Source organism: Winogradskyella sp., assembly GCF_013213975.1.
GTDB lineage: Bacteria > Bacteroidota > Bacteroidia > Flavobacteriales > Flavobacteriaceae > Winogradskyella.
On sequence record NZ_JABSST010000070.1, the window covers coordinates 1 to 18238 of the forward strand.

Annotated in this window: 14 protein-coding genes; 7 read left to right on the plus strand and 7 right to left on the minus strand. The window is 35.1% G+C overall.

What is annotated here, in order from left to right; translation table 11 throughout:
• Nucleotides 1-374 precede the first annotated feature (374 nt).
• Both HRU49_RS11230 and HRU49_RS11235 read right to left on the minus strand, forming a co-directional pair.
• The gene (locus HRU49_RS11230; protein WP_296357189.1) at nt 375-1547 is read right to left on the minus strand and encodes a sulfotransferase family protein; all 1173 of its coding nucleotides are present in this window, start codon (nt 1545-1547) and stop codon (nt 375-377) included.
• Between the two features lie 154 nt (nt 1548-1701).
• Entirely contained in the window at nt 1702-3006 is a 1305-nt protein-coding gene (locus HRU49_RS11235) for an arylsulfotransferase family protein (RefSeq protein WP_296357191.1), read from the minus strand.
• Between the two features lie 313 nt (nt 3007-3319).
• Between HRU49_RS11235 and HRU49_RS11240 the strand changes: the two genes are divergently transcribed.
• From HRU49_RS11240 to HRU49_RS11255, 4 genes are all read left to right on the plus strand, one after another.
• Complete coding sequence (locus HRU49_RS11240) at nt 3320-6112, plus strand: TonB-dependent receptor (protein WP_296357193.1); 2793 nt, start codon at nt 3320-3322, stop codon at nt 6110-6112.
• 302 nt (nt 6113-6414) lie between these two features.
• Nucleotides 6415-7755: a G-D-S-L family lipolytic protein gene (locus HRU49_RS11245; protein WP_363146701.1), complete on the plus strand. Its 1341-nt coding sequence runs from the start codon at nt 6415-6417 to the stop codon at nt 7753-7755.
• Nucleotides 7756-7912: 157 nt separating this feature from the next.
• Nucleotides 7913-9421, plus strand: coding sequence for a F0F1 ATP synthase subunit beta (gene atpD, locus HRU49_RS11250; RefSeq protein ID WP_296357195.1), 1509 nt, complete (start codon nt 7913-7915; stop codon nt 9419-9421).
• 16 nt (nt 9422-9437) lie between these two features.
• Nucleotides 9438-9731 (plus strand): F0F1 ATP synthase subunit epsilon, encoded by a 294-nt coding sequence (locus HRU49_RS11255; RefSeq protein WP_296357196.1) that lies wholly within the window; start codon nt 9438-9440, stop codon nt 9729-9731.
• 380 nt (nt 9732-10111) lie between these two features.
• Here the strand turns inward: HRU49_RS11255 and HRU49_RS11260 are convergent, their stop codons facing one another.
• The gene (locus tag HRU49_RS11260; protein WP_296357198.1) at nt 10112-11086 is read right to left on the minus strand and encodes a Gfo/Idh/MocA family oxidoreductase; all 975 of its coding nucleotides are present in this window, start codon (nt 11084-11086) and stop codon (nt 10112-10114) included.
• Between the two features lies 1 nt (nt 11087).
• A complete protein-coding gene (locus tag HRU49_RS11265; protein WP_296357199.1) occupies nt 11088-11852 on the minus strand; it encodes a LexA family transcriptional regulator in 765 nt (254 codons plus the stop codon).
• Nucleotides 11853-11927: 75 nt separating this feature from the next.
• Between HRU49_RS11265 and dnaE the strand changes: the two genes are divergently transcribed.
• From dnaE to HRU49_RS11280, 3 genes are read left to right on the plus strand one after another with little or no spacing between them, the layout of a single operon-like run.
• A complete protein-coding gene (dnaE, locus tag HRU49_RS11270) occupies nt 11928-14954 on the plus strand; it encodes a DNA polymerase III subunit alpha (RefSeq protein ID WP_296357200.1) in 3027 nt (1008 codons plus the stop codon).
• Nucleotides 14941-16158 (plus strand): DNA polymerase IV, encoded by a 1218-nt coding sequence (gene dinB, locus HRU49_RS11275; RefSeq protein ID WP_296357201.1) that lies wholly within the window; start codon nt 14941-14943, stop codon nt 16156-16158. The genes dnaE and dinB overlap by 14 nt, the downstream gene beginning before the upstream one ends.
• A 24-nt stretch (nt 16159-16182) precedes the next feature.
• The gene (locus HRU49_RS11280; protein WP_296357202.1) at nt 16183-16914 is read left to right on the plus strand and encodes an SOS response-associated peptidase; all 732 of its coding nucleotides are present in this window, start codon (nt 16183-16185) and stop codon (nt 16912-16914) included.
• A 3-nt stretch (nt 16915-16917) separates the two neighbouring features.
• Here the strand turns inward: HRU49_RS11280 and HRU49_RS11285 are convergent, their stop codons facing one another.
• From HRU49_RS11285 to HRU49_RS11295, 3 genes are read right to left on the minus strand one after another with little or no spacing between them, the layout of a single operon-like run.
• Nucleotides 16918-17124: a helix-turn-helix transcriptional regulator gene (locus HRU49_RS11285; protein ID WP_296357203.1), complete on the minus strand. Its 207-nt coding sequence runs from the start codon at nt 17122-17124 to the stop codon at nt 16918-16920.
• Nucleotides 17125-17126: 2 nt separating this feature from the next.
• Nucleotides 17127-17702: a DUF2975 domain-containing protein gene (locus tag HRU49_RS11290; RefSeq protein WP_296357204.1), complete on the minus strand. Its 576-nt coding sequence runs from the start codon at nt 17700-17702 to the stop codon at nt 17127-17129.
• A 2-nt stretch (nt 17703-17704) separates the two neighbouring features.
• Nucleotides 17705-18214 (minus strand): hypothetical protein, encoded by a 510-nt coding sequence (locus tag HRU49_RS11295; RefSeq protein ID WP_296357206.1) that lies wholly within the window; start codon nt 18212-18214, stop codon nt 17705-17707.
• Between the last annotated feature and the right edge of the window lie 24 nt (nt 18215-18238).

Here is an 18238-nt window from a genome sequence, read left to right on the forward strand (position 1 = left end):
TGTGACGGTAGAATAGCTATTTTTTAGGCTGCAAATATAATAATTAAAAACGCTGTCCTAAGACAGCGTTTTTAATTGTATAATATTTTAGAACATAGTTTTCTTCAGATATGTAATGAATTCAATCGTAAAGAAAAACTGTATAAACTAAGATTTGAAAGCTAGTTTGCTTTGTTTGAGAGCAGCATATGTTTCACTTGTTGATTTTAATAGTTCAGGATCACAATCTGAAGTATCTATGGTTTTCTTATTCGCGAAAGGCTTTACATTCGAATAATCAAAACTCATCTTCATTTCAGCTTCCAAATACAACAAGACGTCTTTTGGAGCCTGTAAATAATCTTCATACTCTAAGAGAATAAACTCAGAATCATCTAAGGTAACAGATACCTATAATAGTTTTGCCAAACGGCTAACCAATAGTCTAGTTTATCGCGATCATATTTAATTTCGGTTGGTTTCTCGTCAAAACTAAACACCTTATGATTACCACCAAATTCATGGTGCGCCAACCAATTCATGTAGGTTTCAATAAAATTATCACGATCATCTTTTTGAAAATCTGAAAATCTCAAATGCTGATTCAAAAGAGAATGCGCATGTTCTTCAGGTTTACGGAACAAAAATATAGCCTTGAAATCTTTGTTATGCGCACGTAATGAAGGATATCTTAGAATAAGGTTATTGTTTTTCGATAAATATAAATGGTTATTACTTAAACGCACCAAAGACTGATACTTCAAATAGTTATCATATACATCCTTATCAATATTGTGCTTGATCAGTGTAGAATCGCCAATAAAACTATCTTTTAAAAATACTTTAAAAAAGTATTCTTCTAGAGCTTCAATGGTATTTAGACCAAACATCATGTTATCACCATGTTTACGTTCTGTAAGTTTAGCCTTTTTAGGATTGTACAATTTTTTCCAAAGGTTTGGCGCTAAAAGAAATGGCATATTAGAATAATCTAAAGAACTAAAACTTCCGGCCTTAAAAAGTTGATCGGTAAGACTGGTTGTACCAGCTCTTGCCAATCCAGAAACAATCACAAAGTTTGAATTAGAAGTGATCTTTTCACCTTTTTTGAATTTCTTATCGAAAGAAAAGAGAAATTTTGATAGATTGTAATTATTCAAAATCAGCTTATGTAAAAGCATTGAGGCTTCAGAATAATTTTCAACTTTCTTCTTTTTCTTCAATAGGAAAGGCAAAATACTTCCGATAGAAAGGCTCACCCAAAACCAGACCGAACTGAAATCAAGCGATTCAAAAGAAACGCCCTTAAAAAAACTGTAAGCCTGTAAGGGAAGTAATGCACCAGCGATGATTATTACAATAGCAATAATCATCTTACCTAAGGAAATAAGTATTCGTTTTAAAGCACCAATTAGATTCTTTTGTTTGATCTGCTCATCTTCCTTTGATAAAACCTCATTGGCAAGTCCAATAGACGCCTCCAGTATCTCAAAAAAAACTTTTCTGAGTACTATGATTAGGGTAGCAAGAAAAACACCTGCTACACCTGCAATTATAAAATAAAGCATTATCCTTTCTTAAATAGATTGCGAAAAAATCGTTTGATAGGAATCCATAACACCACACCAAATGCAAATATTACCAATAGTAATATAAAAATGATGATAAGTAAAGTTCCAAGTCCTAATCCAGGTCCAATATAATTAAGCATGATAGTAGATTTTAAAAGTTTATGTCTGTATATATCGATGTCCAGTTCGGAAGGTAATGATACCCTTCTAGATCACTTTTCAAGGTGGTTTTTAGGACAACGCCATTTTCATTTAACACCCATAAAACTCCAGGTCCTTGTTCTTCAACAAACAAATCTCCATTGGGTAACAATTCATATAAGCCTTCTGCTTCCGTATAGATCTTATTTTTGACGAACTGTTCTTCGTAAAGTGCTTTAAATGAATCTGTTTCAAATTTATAAATTAGCACATTCGAATGTACTATTTTTCGTTGAATGTCGCCTTTACTTGGTTTAAATTCATATTTATTGAACTTCATATCCATGGCAACAGTGTTATTGTTAAATAACGCTATCGTGCTGTCATTTACAACGTCTACATCATGTTGATAGGTAAACGGCCCTTCAATTACTTTCATTACTTTACCTGTTGAAGGTCTAAATTGAAGTATCGCTGAAAGATGTCTAAAACTCAAGAATACATCACCTCGATTAAAATAACGAGAACTATCAGTAAGTACTGGTACTACGTCGTTTAAATGAAATGGGTCAGTTACAATACTTCCTCTATTCAAAAATTCTAAAAGGTCATTTTCCTCAAAAATACTTGTCAATGATTTACTGTACAATGTTTTACCAGTTTTGGCGTCAATATTTAATATTAGATCATCTATGTAATCAATTTTTGAACCATCAACAGCAAGGGTTTTGGGCATTATAATACCATCGTCATGCTTAACACCTGGTGTCCAAATATTACCTTCATGATCAAAATTCATTCCATGATGAAAGATAAAATCTTTGTTATGCCAAACAACATTCGATAAAGAATCTAATCTAATTAGACCAGGTTGTTCATCACATGCAACAATTATACCTCTATTTTTCATTAATTTTGAAGGGAAAAGACGATCGTTTTGGCCAACCTTATGATGTTCTGTTAAATATGAGACAGGCAATCTCCACGTTTTTACAATCTCATTGGTTTTGAAATTTTTCAGTTCAATTTTAAAACCATCGCCGCTCCTGTACGAATAACTACCATATAGATTATAAGTTAAATTATTAATGTCTTTTTGATCACCTTCTTTTGTTTTCAAATAATATTCAGGAGCAACCAAGAAATGGTTGTATGCTGCTTTCATATTAGAAGGTAATTCTGAAAAAGTTTTAATAGGTTTAGTTAGGGGACCTAGAGCGCGTTGTCCAAGCGTTATATTTCTTACAATACCACTCCATAACATTAATATAAAAAGACCAATAATGAATAGTGCGAATTTTCTTATTGCTTTCAATGTAGGTTGTTTTTGGTTTTGATTAATAGTTCATCTATTTATGAATTAACAATTATAAGTATAAAAAATATTTTAGCTCAAATTAATCTATGTAATGGTAATTTTCTAAGATATTCTAGCACTATATTTAAAAACTATTATTCATTAAGTCATATTAGTCTAAGCCTTAAACACACAAAATTTGAGAAATTAATAATTATTCGGTCTTATTTTTTAGGAAATATATTATGCGTGCATAATTTTTTGAGAATTTCTTATTTAAATTTCATATATTTAATTAAATTGCTCACCTAATAATAACTAATTCTCTAAAATGAAGACAATCTTAAAAGTTTTTACACTACTTTTTTGTGTGGTATCTTTTGCTCAGACCACTATAAGAGGTAAAATTACAGACAATTCTGGGTTACCCTTACCTGGCGCAAATATTGTCCTAGTAGGTACCAGTTCTGGTACTGTTTCTGATTTTGATGGTAATTATACATTAATTGTAGATCAAGAGCCACCATTTTCAATTCGTGTAAGTTATACAGGTTTTAAAGAACAAACCTTAGAAATAACTACAAATAATCAAACAGTTGATGTTACGCTACTTGAGGGTAATGAGCTGGATGAAGTTGTAATTTCTGCTTCGCGAACACCTGAGCGTATTTTTGAATCTCCAGTGACTGTCGAAAGATTTGGCATAAGAGAAATTAAAAACACCGCTTCACCAGACTTTTATGGTGGGTTAGAAAACCTCAAAGGTGTGGATATCAACACCAATAGTTTGACCTTTAAATCTATTAACACAAGAGGTTTCGCAACATTTGCTAATACCCGATTTATGCAACTAGTGGATGGAATGGATAACTCTGCTCCTGCCCTTAACTTCCCGTTAGGGAACTTACTAGGTATGGTTGAAACCGATGTGCAAAGTGTGGAAATTCTACCTGGTGCATCTTCTGCACTTTATGGTGCAAATGCTTTTAATGGTATCCTATTTATGACCAGTAAAAATCCATTTGACCACCAAGGTGTAAGAGGTTACATCAAACAGGGTATAACCTCTCAAGAAGCTGCAGGTGATAATGAATACACAGATTTAGGGATAAGTTTGGCTCATAAATTCAGCGATAAATTTGCTGCTAAGGTTAACTTTGGTTATCTGAAGGGAACCGACTGGTATGCTAATAATATTGATGATAAAGACATGCGCGGTGGCACAAGAGAATCAAATATTAATTACAATGGTGTCAACGTTTATGGTGATGAAGTTACAACAAATATTAATGATGTAGCGCAGGTGCTCGAAAGCCTAGGATTAGCCCCTTCTGGTTCTTCTGCTTTAGTTCCGTCAGTAGATGTTAGTAGAACAGGATATCAAGAAGCACAGCTAACAGACTATAGTGCAGAGAGTATTAAAGCTGACTGGGGCTTATATTTCCGTCCTTGGGGAAATGATTTCGAAATCCAATACGTAGGTAAAGTTGGTACTGGCTCAACAATTTATCAAGGAGCACAACGTTACCGTATTGATGGTTTCTCTTTGCAGCAGCACAAAATTGAAGTAAAAAATAACAACTTCTTTGTTAGAGGCTATATAACCTCCGATAAAGCTGGTGATACTTACGTAATGGATGTCTTAGGACCTAACTTGTTAAACGCATGGAAAGACCACACCACATGGTTTGGTGAGTATGTTGGTGAGTATATAGGTCAAACCTTACAAGGAGCCTCAAACGAACAAGCTCACGCTGAGGCAAGAGCTGTGGCTGAAACTGGACGTCCAGATGAAAATTCAGCAGAATTCCAAAACTTATTAAATAGTGTTACATCTGACACTAATTTCTTAACTGGTGCAGGGTTTAAAGATAACTCTAAAATATACCACAGTGATGCTAATTATAATTTTGGTGACATGATTGACTTTGCAGAGATTCAAATAGGTTCCTCTTTTAGAACTTATCGATTGAATTCTTTTGGAACAATTTATGCGGATGCCGAAGGCCCTATCACCTATTCAGAATTGGGAATTTATACACAGTTACAACGTTCATTAGAGCTAAATGAAAGTTTAATACTTAAGTTGACAGGATCTATTAGGTATGATAAATCAGAATTATTTGATGGGTTCTTTTCACCGAGAATATCTGCTGGACTAACAGTTAATGATATCCATAATTTTAGAGCCTCTTTTCAAACAGGATTTAGAAATCCGGATACTCAAGCGTTATATATTGGCTTACAAACTAATGCAGGTACTTTAATTGGTGGTGCTACAGATATCGGTAGTCGCTATGATAGAGATGTCGCTGTAAGTCAGGCTGGTCAAGCTTCAGGACTTCCAGCGATTATAAATCAAAATGGCGCTGCGGCTTACACAAATTCATTTGCTCAAGATCAAGAGGGCAACTTAGTTGTGGGTAATTCAAACTTTACGAAACCGGAACAGGTAAGCTCTTTTGAGCTTGGCTACAGAGGTAAATTAAGTGACTTTATTATTGATGCTTCTGCATATTTCAGTACGTATAATGATTTCTTAGCAAACGAAAATGTTATAGCGCCACTATATGGAAATGTAGATCCTGATGGTGATGGTGTTTTAGACCCTACAAACCCAGAAACACAAAATGCACTATTTGCTTTGCAGAATGGTGATGTTGTAGGTTACCAAACCTATACAAATGCTAATGAAACTGTAAACTCATATGGTGCTGCAGTGTCTGTCTCAACAAAAGTATTAGGTGGTTTTGACTTAAGTGCCAACTACACTTGGGCAAGATTAGATTTTGATGTTGCTGGGAATCCAAATTTTCAAACAAATTTCAACACCCCTGAACATAAGGTGAAGTTAAGTTTTGGTAAGAACGAGTTAATTAAAAACTTAGGTTTTAATGTTGCTTGGCGTTGGAGCGATAATTATTTCTGGGAAGCCTCTTTTGGTAATGGAGAAATTCCTGCTTTTAATGTTTTGGATGCTCAAGTAAACTTTAGAGTACCTAGTTTAAAGTCTAGTATTAAAGTAGGAGCCACAAACCTTCTTGCAGATGAATATTTCACTGCATTTGGAACTGGTTTAATAGGGTCACAATATTATGTAGCCTTAACTATCAATAATCTTTAAAAAAATAAGTAATGAAAAAATTTAAATATTTTGTTTTATCAATACTAGTTTTAGGCTTTGTCTCTTGTGAGAACGAAGAACTAAACGAACTAAGGGATAGAAATAACGGTGAGGACCCCGTATTGTTACCCGAACTTACTACTGGATAAGCCGACTTCTCAAATTATGTGTAAATAGGACAGTCCTTTACGGCTGGCATTACAGATAACGGGTTATTTATAGCAGCTCAAGAAAATTCTTTTCCAAATATTCTAGCTAATAAATTTGCAAACGCAGGGGGCGGAGTATTTACTCAGCCATGGATGAATGACAATTTTGGTGGTCTTGCGGCTGGTGGAACACGTATCACTGATCCACGATTGGTTTTTGGAGGGGCTGGTCCAGTACCTTTAGAGTCGGTTATTGGGCCTGTGACAGTTTCTACTGATATTGTTTTAAATAATCCTACAGGGCCGTTCAATAATTTAGGAATACCTGGTGCTAAAAGTTTTCATTTCCTAGCGCCTGGCTATGGGAATTTCACAAATTTTCCTGCTGCTGCAAACCCATATGCAGTTAGAGTAACAGGTAATACACCAAATGCAACCATATTAGAATTGGCAGTAGCTCAAAATCCATCTTTTTTCACTGCAGATTTAATCGGTGGTAATGATGTTTTAGGTTATGCAACTGCTGGTGGTGATCCAACGTTGAATACGATCACGGACCCATCAACTTTTGAAGCAGCCTTTGGTGCTATTATTTCAGGTCTAACGGCTAATGGTTCTAAAGGAGTGGTAACTAACATTCCTTATGTAGGCAGCTTACCATATTTTACGGCAGTACCTCATAACTCATTAGATCCTTCAAATCCATCTTTTGGTCCGTTAATCCCAACGTTAAATGGAATTTTTGGTCAAATTAATCTGGTATATCAAGCACTAGGACAGCCCGAACGTTCTATTGTATTCTCAGAAACAGCAGCGAGTCCAGTGGTTATTAAAGATGAAAGTTTAACTGATATTTCAGCACAAATGGAAGCTGCTTTTAATGCTAGTCCAACGTTTCCATTCTTTGTACAATCTTTAGGTTTACCAGCATCCGCAGCACCTTTAGTTGCTAATTTATTAGGAGCTACGTATGGTCAATCAAGACAAGCTACAGCAAATGATTTAGTTACTTTACCGAGTGCCTCAGTAATTGGAACTGTAAATAGTAATTTCTTTGCCTTTTTAACTAGTCAAGGTATACCAGCTGAATTAGCTGGACAATTTGCAGTGGAAGGTATAACTTATCCTTTAGATGATAGATGGATTTTATTACCAAGTGAGAATGCTGAAATTATTGCTGCTGTAGATGCTTATAACGATACCATTTCAACAATTGCCAATGCTAACGGGTTGGCATTAGTTGATGTTAACGGAATTCTTACCGAAGCTGCTACCACTGGTATCATCTTTGACGACTACAATTTAAATTCAGATTTAGTATTTGGCGGATTAGTAAGTTTAGACGGTATTCATTTAACGGCTAGAGGATACGCCTTAATGGCTAATAGTTTCTTACAAGCCATCGACGCTACTTATGGTAGTAATTTTGAAGCTTCTGGCAATTTAGCGAAAGCCGCAGATTTCCCTACGAATTATTCACCATTACTTCAATAAGAAAGAATTAGAATTAGTTAAAGAAACACGCTTTCATTAAGCGTGTTTTTTTTATTGAAAAAAGCATCAATTTTTTAAATAATAACTCTATCTTTGCAGCGCGAAAAACGAGCTGTTTTTCATATTTAAATTATTGCAAAACAAAAACATATAAGTAATGTCAAAAGTTACAGGTAAAGTTGCACAAATCGTAGGTCCTGTTATCGATGTTGAATTCGACTCAGGAACAGAACTTCCAAAGATTTATGATTCATTAGAAATTAAAAACCAAGACGGTTCAACCTTAGTATTAGAAGTACAGTCTCACATCGGTGAAGATACTGTAAGAACTATCGCCATGGACTCTTCAGATGGGTTAAGTAGAGGTACAGAAGTTGTTGCTACTGGTGCACCAATCCAGATGCCAATTGGAGAAGATGTTTATGGACGTCTGTTTAATGTAATTGGTGATGCTATCGATGGATTAGGTGATTTACCTAAAGCTGGTGAAGCAGGCTTACCTATTCACAGACAAGCTCCTAAGTTTGAAGAATTATCAACTTCAACAGAAGTTTTATTTACAGGGATTAAAGTAATTGATTTAATTGAGCCTTATGCAAAAGGTGGTAAGATTGGTTTATTTGGTGGTGCTGGTGTAGGTAAAACGGTACTTATTCAGGAGTTAATTAATAATATTGCAAAAGGACACGGTGGACTTTCCGTATTTGCTGGTGTAGGTGAAAGAACACGTGAAGGAAACGATTTACTTCGTGAGATGTTAGAGTCTGGTATTATCAAGTACGGTGATGACTTCATGCATTCTATGGAAGAAGGTGGATGGGATCTTAAGAAAGTAGATAAAACTGCCATGAAGGATTCTAAAGCTACTTTCGTATTTGGTCAGATGAACGAACCTCCTGGGGCACGTGCTCGTGTAGCATTGTCCGGTTTAACTATCGCTGAGTATTTCCGTGATGGAGCTGGTGATGGACAAGGAAAAGATGTATTATTCTTCGTTGATAATATTTTCCGTTTTACACAAGCTGGTTCTGAGGTGTCTGCATTATTAGGTCGTATGCCTTCTGCGGTAGGTTACCAACCAACATTAGCAACTGAGATGGGTGCAATGCAAGAGCGTATTACTTCTACTAAGAAAGGTTCTATTACATCTGTACAAGCGGTATATGTACCTGCGGATGATTTAACGGATCCTGCTCCTGCGACAACCTTTGCTCACTTGGATGCTACAACTGTATTATCTCGTAAAATTGCAGAGCTAGGTATCTATCCTGCGGTAGATCCATTAGATTCTACATCACGTATTTTAACACCAGAGATTTTAGGTGATGAGCATTATGATTGTGCACAACGTGTTAAGGAGTTATTACAGCGTTATAAAGAATTGCAAGATATTATCGCAATCCTTGGTATGGAAGAATTATCTGAAGAAGATAAGTTAGCGGTTTCAAGAGCAAGACGTGTACAACGTTTCTTATCACAACCATTCCATGTTGCTGAACAATTTACTGGTATACCAGGTGTATTAGTAGATATTAAAGAAACTATTAAAGGATTCAATATGATTATGGACGGTGAGTTAGATCATTTACCAGAAGCTGCATTCAACCTTAAAGGATCAATTGAAGAGGCTATTGAGGCAGGTGAGAAAATGTTAGCTGAAGCCTAATCGAAAATAGAAATTTATGTATTTAGAAATCGTATCGCCAGAAGCTACTTTATTTAGTTCAGAAGTTGATTCTGTAGTTGTTCCAGGTGTAAATGGTGAGTTTGAAATGTTAAAAGATCACGCTCCTATTGTTTCAATCCTATCGGCTGGTACAATTAGAGTTAATACACATACTCAAAGTCATTTAGTCTTTGACGAATTACATGCTCATGTAATTCCACACAATGACGACAACAAAGTATTAACTGTAAAGATTAATTCTGGTACAATAGAAATGAAAGATAATAAGCTAATTATTTTAGCTGATTAATATTTCATTACATGAAAGAAGAAAAAATGCGAAGTATTGTACTTCGCATTTTTTTATTTATAATTCCGTGAAAATTATCCATTGAACTATTCCAACCACCGTAGTTAAAAATAGCTCCATGTCAAAAGTCCTATGACTAATCCTATAGAATAGTCAAAAACTATTAAGAACAACACTAAAACTCGTCCTATAACTAACCTAAAAGAACTGACGTACTTAACATCTTGATTTTCTTTGTCCTTAAAAATTGATGGTTGCTTGGTTGTCTTAATTTAGATAATACTCTTTAACTTCTTATTAATATATGTAAAATAGGACACTGTTTGTCAGGCTGTAATAGTTTACTATGTAAGAGATCTGTAAACTCGATTTGAAATACCTTAGATTTTATTCAATATGTTATCCATAACCCATGCTGCTTGGGATGCTGTTTCACCAGTTGAAGGATGTTGTATATCTGAATGTAAGTGCTTAGCCATATTCTCAACATGATACTGTTGAATGTGTTTAGGATTATCTATTTGAAACGTTTCTGAGCGTTTAGACGTCATTAATTGTATAGGTTCCTCTAAAAAAACCGAAAAAGATAATTCGCCTTCACTCCCTATGATGCGAACTTTATCTTCTCGCTGATAGGTTCCAAAACTCCAAATACCGCTTCCTAAAACTCCAGAGGCATATTCCCATGCGCCTACGATACAATCTTTAGAGGTATATAATTGTTGTTGATTTCTTGAAATACCATCTACTTTAACAACATCACCAAAGAAATAATTAAACAAATCTAACCCATGACTCGCTAAATCATCAAAATAGCCTGCTGGTGCAATCTTAGCATCGGTTCGCCAATTATAGTCATCTGATTTATCCAAATCACTTGGTGTACGACTCAAATACCAATGAATATGTCTCACATCGCCTATTGCCTTCTCTTCTAATAATGACTTCACTTTATTAAATCGTGGTAAGGACCTACGGTAATACGCTACAAATAAGGGCAATCCTTTAGCCTTAAATGTATTGGTGATTTCAATACATTCCTCATAACTCGGCGCCATTGGTTTTTCAATACAACATATTTTATGGGCTTGTGCTACCTTCATGGCATAATAATGATGCGTATCTGGTGGTGTAGCGATGTAAACTGCCTCTATTTCAGAATCATTTATCAATTCATCTGCATCATTATAGTAGCGTGGTACATTATGTCTTTCGGCATAATCTTTTGCTAGCTTTAAATTTCGTCGCATAACAGCAACAAGTTCAAAACCTTCGGTCATTTTATAGGCTGGTCCACTTTTTACTTCAGTGACATTGCCACAGCCAATAATTCCCCATTTAATAGTTTTAGCCATTCTATAACTGCTTTACAGCTTCTAATTCTACCTTAAGTTCTTGAAACATGGTCATAATACTACTTAACTTCAGTTCCTTCTCATCGTACTCTTGCGTATTAATACAACATGTAAATTCCCAAAGTTCTAAAATCGTTTCTTTTGACACAAAATAAGGTTTGTAGGATTTATTATCTGAGCTTAATACTAATAAATTCTCATCATCTGCACTATACACACGTTTATAGACCAAACCATCATCCTTTGTTAGAACAATATAGGTTCTACCATTTTTAATATCGTTAATATCCTCCACATACTTTGCCACGACAAAAGCACCATCCTTAACCGGTAACATAGAGTCCCCTTTTATAGGAAAGGCACGGTGTGTTCCTGTAGGTAAAAACGGTAACTTTATTTTTTGAAGCTGTTCTATATATTCCGGATCATCATAGCCAGATAAATACCCTGCCGAAGCTTTTGCCGGAATGATTTCGATTAAATCTTCATTGTCTTCATTAACCGTTACAGGAAATAAGACACGCTTATTCCCTATCTCAATAAAAGAAGTATCCTTCGCTTTCCGCAAATCTTTACGAACGAGGATGTCTATAGGTATATTAAAATAATTTGACAGATCTATTAAGCGTTCAATTGGTGGCTCACTTCGTCCTTCTTCATAAGATCCTACCATTGAGCGTGTCCATCCTAAATCGTCTGCAAAACGCTCTTGAGATAGCTTCTTTAAAGACCTAAGGTGTTTTATGTTGGCTTGTATTGGCTTCATCGAAATAATTTTAACATCATTTACTACAAATATAAGCAATATATACTACATATAGTAGCTAATTTTGTTGGTCCCATGTATTTAAACTGTCATACATATTACAGCCTGCGTTACGGCACCATAAAACCCGAGCAATTGCTTGCTATTGCTTCAGAAAATAGTGTTCAGACCTTAGCGCTAACCGATATTAATACGACCTCAGCATGCTTAGATATTGTACGGTTATCAAAAAAATACAAGGTAAAACCCGTACTTGGCGTCGACTTTAGAAATAAGGCCGAGCAACAGTTTATTGTCATCGCAAAAAACAACCAAGGCTTTCAAAATATAAACGCATATCTATCAAAATTTCTTCATAATCAAGACTTAAAAATTCCTGAGCAACCTGACGACGTTTTAGAAGATTGTTTTATCGTCTATCCTTACCAAAAAGGAAAGCATTTTAAACTTAAGCAAAACGAATTTTTAGGAATTACACCCAAAGACCTCAACCAATTAAAATTTTCTAAGTGGAATACACACCGAGAGAAATTGGTGGTTTTAAAAACGGTATCTTTTCAAGATAAAAAAGGCTTTAATACACATCGTTTACTCCGCGCTATTGATAATAACACCTTACTGAGTAAACTTCCTAAGTCTGAAGAAGGTCATGAAGACGATACAATGTTATCATATAATGCGTTGTGTGAGCGCTATTCAGAATTCCCAAGCCTCATTAACAATACAGAGAACCTACTAAACCACTGTTCTATTACATTCGATTTTGAGAATCCTACCCCAAAGAATCAACGCTTCTTAACCGAAAATGCCGATACGGACTATGCACTTTTAGAAAAACTGACCTATAAAGGTATTCCTTACCGCTATGGTAACGATGTTGATACTAAAATCTATAATCGTATAGAAAAAGAACTCAATATTATAAAGCAAAAAGGCTTTGTTTCTTACTTTCTAATCAACTGGAAAATCTTAGAGTATGCGCGCAGTAAAGACTACTACTATGTTGGTCGCGGTAGTGGCGCCAATAGTATTATTGCTTACCTATTGCGTATTACAGACGTAGATCCTATTGAACTCGACTTATATTTTGAGCGCTTCATTAATCTCTTTAGTCAAAATCCACCTGATTTTGACATTGATTTCTCGTGGAAAGACAGAGATGATATTACTGAATTTATCTTCAAGACCTTTAAGCATACAGCGCTCATCACAGTCTATAACACCTTTAAATATAGAGCATCTGTTAGAGAATTAGGTAAAGTTTTTGGGCTACCAAAATCTGAAATAGATATGTTGACTCGTGGAAAGTTTGATGTTAAGAAACTCGACCGATTAACGGTATTAGTCCTTAAGTACAGTCAATATATTGAAGGCTTCCCTAATTATTTGGGTATCCATGCAGGTGGTATTCTAATTTCAGAACGACCTATTCACTATTATGGCGCTACGTTTATACCACCAAAAGGATTTCCCACCACGCAATTTGATATGGTTGTTGCCGAAGATATTGGCTTGTATAAATTTGATATTTTAAGTCAGCGTGGTCTTGGTAAAATTAAAGATACCGTAGATATTATAGCCCAAAACTACACTCATCAACCATCCGTAGATATTCATGATATTAAACGTTTTAAAGAAGACGAACGCATAAAGTATTTACTTAAAAATGCTAAAGCTATCGGTTGCTTTTATGTGGAATCACCAGCTATGCGTATGCTTTTAAAAAAATTAAGAGTAGACGACTATTTGGGTTTAGTGGCCGCAAGCTCTGTGATTAGACCTGGTGTTTCAAAATCTGGTATGATGCGCCAATACATTTTACGTTGTCGCCATCCTGAAAAAAGAAAAGATGCGCCTGCTGTGCTCTTAAATATTATGCCAGAAACTTATGGTGTTATGGTCTATCAAGAAGATGTGATAAAAGTAGCACACTATTTTGGCGGACTTACCCTTGGTGAAGCTGATATGCTACGTCGTGGTATGTCTGGTAAGTTTAGATCAAGAACAGAATTCCTGAAAGTAAAACAGCAGTTTTTTGATAATTGCAAAAACGATGGTAAACCATTAGAACTCACAACAGAAATATGGCGCCAGATTGAAAGTTTTGCAGGTTACGCCTTTGCTAAAGGACATTCTGCCTCTTATGCTGTAGAAAGCTACCAAAGTCTCTTTTTAAAAGCCTACTATCCGTTAGAATATATGACGGCTACTATTAATAATTTTGGCGGGTTTTACAGTACGGAACTCTATGTTCATGAAGCGCGGATGCACAATGGTATTATTGAATCCCCTTGTATAAATAACTCATACAATCAAGCGATTATAAGCGGTAAAACCATTTACCTGGGATTCCTGTTCTTGCAATCTTTTGAATCTAAAACCACAGCACGAATTCTAAAAGAACGGGAGCAAAATGGCACTTTTACATCACTTGATGATTTTATAGAACGTGTTCCTATTTCTATAGAACAAATTACCATTTTAATAAAGATCGATGCGTTTCGATTTACAGGAATCAATAAACGTGAATTGTTATGGGAAGCGCATTTAAAAATCAGTAAAGCGGTAGTGCAAGACCATGTAGTGACCTTATTTAAAACAAAGCGCATCAATTACAACACACCAGAATTACTAAGCACTGCATTAGAAAATGCCTTTGACGAAATTGAGCTATTAGGGTTCCCACTATGTAACCCATTTTATCTACTCGAAGTGCCTTCAAAAAGCAAACTACGCGCTAAGTGTTTAGAACAACTTGAAGGGAAATATGTTACCATAGAAGGCTATTTGGTGACTACTAAAAACACAAGTACATCTAATGGGAAACGCATGTATTTTGGAACCTTCTTAGATAGAGATGGTGACTTTATAGACACCGTTCATTTTCCACCAATTGCCAGCAAATACCCTTTTAGAGGAAAAGGTGTTTATGAAATTACTGGTAAGGTGATGATAGAGTTTGATTGTGTATCTATTGAAGTTTCCAATTTTAAACGTCTTGCAGTCATTGAAGATCCTCGCTATGCTGTAAAATCAGCAAACCCAACATTTCAAAGAAAGAAAAGTTTTAAAGATCTAAAAACTCAATATGAACACCAATAGATCTATCGTACATATGGATTTAGACACTTTTTTTGTGTCTTGTGAGCGTTTATTAGATAGTCGCCTTAATGGCAAACCTGTGCTTATCGGTGGCACGAGCGATAGAGGTGTTGTAGCTTCTTGTAGTTATGAAGCGCGTAAATTTGGTGTCCATTCTGCCATGCCAATGCGTATGGCAAAACAACTGTGTCCAGAGGCTATTGTACTTAGAGGTAACTCTGGTATTTACACTAAGTTTTCACAAAACGTGACTGATGTAATCAAAGAAAGTGTACCACTATATGAAAAAACCTCTATTGATGAATTTTATATAGATCTCACCGGAATGGACAAGTTCTTTGGGTGTCATAAGTTAGCTTCAGAATTACGCCAGCGTATTATCAAAGAAACAGGACTACCTATTTCCTTTGGACTATCTTTAAATAAAACGGTTTCAAAGATTGCAACTGGTGAAGCAAAGCCCAATAACGAAATTAGAATTCTTGCAGGTACTGAAAAACCATTTTTAGCACCACTTTCTGTAAAGAAAATTCCAATGGTAGGTAATGTGACTTATAAAGCACTTTGTGATTTGGGTGTGAAGCGCATTAAAACCGTTCAAGATATGCCTATGGAATTAATGCATAAGGTATTGGGTAAAAACGGCCTTTCCATTTGGAAAAAGGCCAATGGTATAGACAATAGTCCTGTAATACAATACCACGAACGCAAATCCATCTCTACTGAGCGTACCTTCGGCCAAGACACCACAAATATTCATAAGCTTAAAGGTCTCGTTATTGCAATGTCAGAAAACCTGGCTTATCAGCTAAGACGTGGTAATAAACTAACGGCCTGTGTTACCTTTAAGATTCGGTATTCCGATTTTCAGACCTATACACAGCAAAAACGAATTCCATATAGTGCTATGGACCATAACATCATTCCTGTGGTTTTAGATCTATTTGCAAAACTTTATAATCGTCGGTTGCTCGTACGCTTAATTGGTGTGCGCTTTAGCCATTTAGTAGAAGGTGGTCATCAAGTCAATTTGTTTGAAGACGACGAAACGCAACTCAACTTAGCACAGGCCATTGATAAAATGCGTGAGCGTTATGGAGATAGAGCTGTAATAAGTGCAGCAGGTATGGAAGCTAAAACCATTAGCCGTTGGAATCCCTTTACTGGAGAACCACCACCATTATTGGCAAATAGACATCAATAAAACGAAAATTAGTATCTTAGAATCATGTGTTATTCTACAACATTACGAAAAAAACGAGAAAAGATTGAAAAGGAATTGCAAGGTCAAATTAAAGTAACATTTAATGCCAAGTCAACCTATCAACCCTATTACCATCTCAATGGATTTACACATGGAAATCTACAGATTATTCCAATGAAAGATCCAGAGACGATCTCTGATGCTACTTGGGGAATTATACCAGATTGGGCATTACATGATCCTGTGGCATTCCGAAAGAAGAGTAATACGTTAAATGCCCGATCAGAGTCTATTTTTACCAAAGCGTCCTTTAGAAATAGTGCCGAAGATAAACGCTGTTTAATTTTAGCCGATGGTTTCTATGAACCGCATCATGAAAACGGGAAAGCAACACCATATTTCTGTTATCAACCATCTGCCACGAATCCAGAAGGTGATTTGTTTTTATTCGCAGGACTTTACAACGAATTGGATGACAATACACTAAGTGCAACGATATTAACTACAGAAGCAAACGCCTTTTTCATGGAGGTACATAATAAAGGTAAACGCATGCCATTAGTGTTAGATGCGCACTATTACGAAGATTGGTTAGATGAAGAATTAAGTATCCCAGAAGTCAATGAGCTTATGGCGGCAGGAATTACAACTAAATCCTTTGGGGCATATCCTGTAAGCAATGATTTATACAAAAGAAATATAGATACCAATAGGCCTTATATTATTAAGCCCGAACAAAAGGATACCTTATTTTGAACCTTATTCTTTAATATACTCTAAGATATCACTAGGCTGACAATCTAAAGCCTTACATATTGCTTCAAGAGTTGAAAAACGGATAGCCCTAGCTTTACCAGATTTAAGAATAGACATATTAGCTGTAGTAATACCAATAATCTCTGCGAGCTCTTTACTCTTCATGCCGCGCTTCACCAGCATTTTATCTAGATTAACTATTATTGGCATAACTATATAGTTAATTCGTTTTCTTGTTTCAAAATACTTCCTTCCTTAAAAATTTGTGCTAATATAAATGCTAAAAGTGCGTAGGTTAAAGGGACAAAATCAATGACCATTTTTGTCTGAATACCATCTTCAAATCTCAGAACAGAATAACTAGTTAATAGTATGACAATGATTATATATATCCCTATTTTTCTAAATAATCTTGAGTTACTTGAATTGAATGTTTTTAAGCTCTTTACAGATAGCATGATTTTTTCAAATGCATTGGTTGCCATGTAAACCAATACCAATACTATAATCCCTTTGAAATAATTTAGATATAAAGAAACTGTTTTTAGCTTGCCTAGAGTATAAGGAGCTGCGATTTCATCAATGCTATGATTAGTACTTGAACCACTAAGATAAAATCCGAAAATACTTTTTGATTCACTCAACTTAACTTCTCGATTTTCATAATCTTTACTATTTACTTGAACGTAAATAAATAATCCTGATAAAACCAGTAATCCTAGAATAAATAATCCTTTTAATAATCTAGAAAATAAAATTGCAATATTTAATAGTGTATTCTTTGTCATAATTAAATTGTTAAATCGTTTTCTTCCTTAATAGCCTGTGATTCTTTCAATACTGAACTGATTAACATTAAAAATGAACCTACGGCAATTATCAATAAATACACCAATGATTTTTCAGTTAAGCCAACTATAAATTTTAATCTAAAAAAAAGATTACCAATCCAATCTATGCACCATGAAGATATTGCTGCAATTACCATGATTTTGCCTGAAAAGAATAAAGACTGAATGAGTTCTTGATTGTAAAAATCATTTTCCAACATGCGTTTTATCACTTTTCTCCATTTCATAAGAGCAACAATAAAAACCACGTAAACACCAAGTCTTAAAATAGTAAAAAAGTAAAATTTTGCCTCAGTCTTAAAATTGGCAGCCACTTCTTCTGTATAGACAATGTTTTGTTCGACCCCAAAAAGAATAGTAGCAAAGAAGAAAATACCTAATCCCATCCCTACAAGGAGAAGGAAAATGATGACATTTAATATCAAATAAAGTGTTTTAGCTGAGCCCATAATTATTGTTTAACAATAACAAAT

Bases quoted from the DNA above. Each gene is read 5' to 3' on its own strand.
- HRU49_RS11230 (WP_296357189.1), bottom strand. From the start codon at position 1,547: ATGCTTTATTTTATAATTGCAGGTGTAGCAGGTGTTTTTCTTGCTACC.
- HRU49_RS11240 (WP_296357193.1), top strand. From the start codon at position 3,320: ATGAAGACAATCTTAAAAGTTTTTACACTACTTTTTTGTGTGGTATCT.
- HRU49_RS11245 (WP_363146701.1), top strand. From the start codon at position 6,415: ATGAATGACAATTTTGGTGGTCTTGCGGCTGGTGGAACACGTATCACT.
- atpD (WP_296357195.1), top strand. From the start codon at position 7,913: ATGTCAAAAGTTACAGGTAAAGTTGCACAAATCGTAGGTCCTGTTATC.
- HRU49_RS11255 (WP_296357196.1), top strand. From the start codon at position 9,438: ATGTATTTAGAAATCGTATCGCCAGAAGCTACTTTATTTAGTTCAGAA.
- HRU49_RS11260 (WP_296357198.1), bottom strand. From the start codon at position 11,086: ATGGCTAAAACTATTAAATGGGGAATTATTGGCTGTGGCAATGTCACT.
- HRU49_RS11265 (WP_296357199.1), bottom strand. From the start codon at position 11,852: ATGAAGCCAATACAAGCCAACATAAAACACCTTAGGTCTTTAAAGAAG.
- dnaE (WP_296357200.1), top strand. From the start codon at position 11,928: ATGTATTTAAACTGTCATACATATTACAGCCTGCGTTACGGCACCATA.
- dinB (WP_296357201.1), top strand. From the start codon at position 14,941: ATGAACACCAATAGATCTATCGTACATATGGATTTAGACACTTTTTTT.
- HRU49_RS11280 (WP_296357202.1), top strand. From the start codon at position 16,183: ATGTGTTATTCTACAACATTACGAAAAAAACGAGAAAAGATTGAAAAG.
- HRU49_RS11285 (WP_296357203.1), bottom strand. From the start codon at position 17,124: ATGCCAATAATAGTTAATCTAGATAAAATGCTGGTGAAGCGCGGCATG.
- HRU49_RS11290 (WP_296357204.1), bottom strand. From the start codon at position 17,702: ATGACAAAGAATACACTATTAAATATTGCAATTTTATTTTCTAGATTA.
- HRU49_RS11295 (WP_296357206.1), bottom strand. From the start codon at position 18,214: ATGGGCTCAGCTAAAACACTTTATTTGATATTAAATGTCATCATTTTC.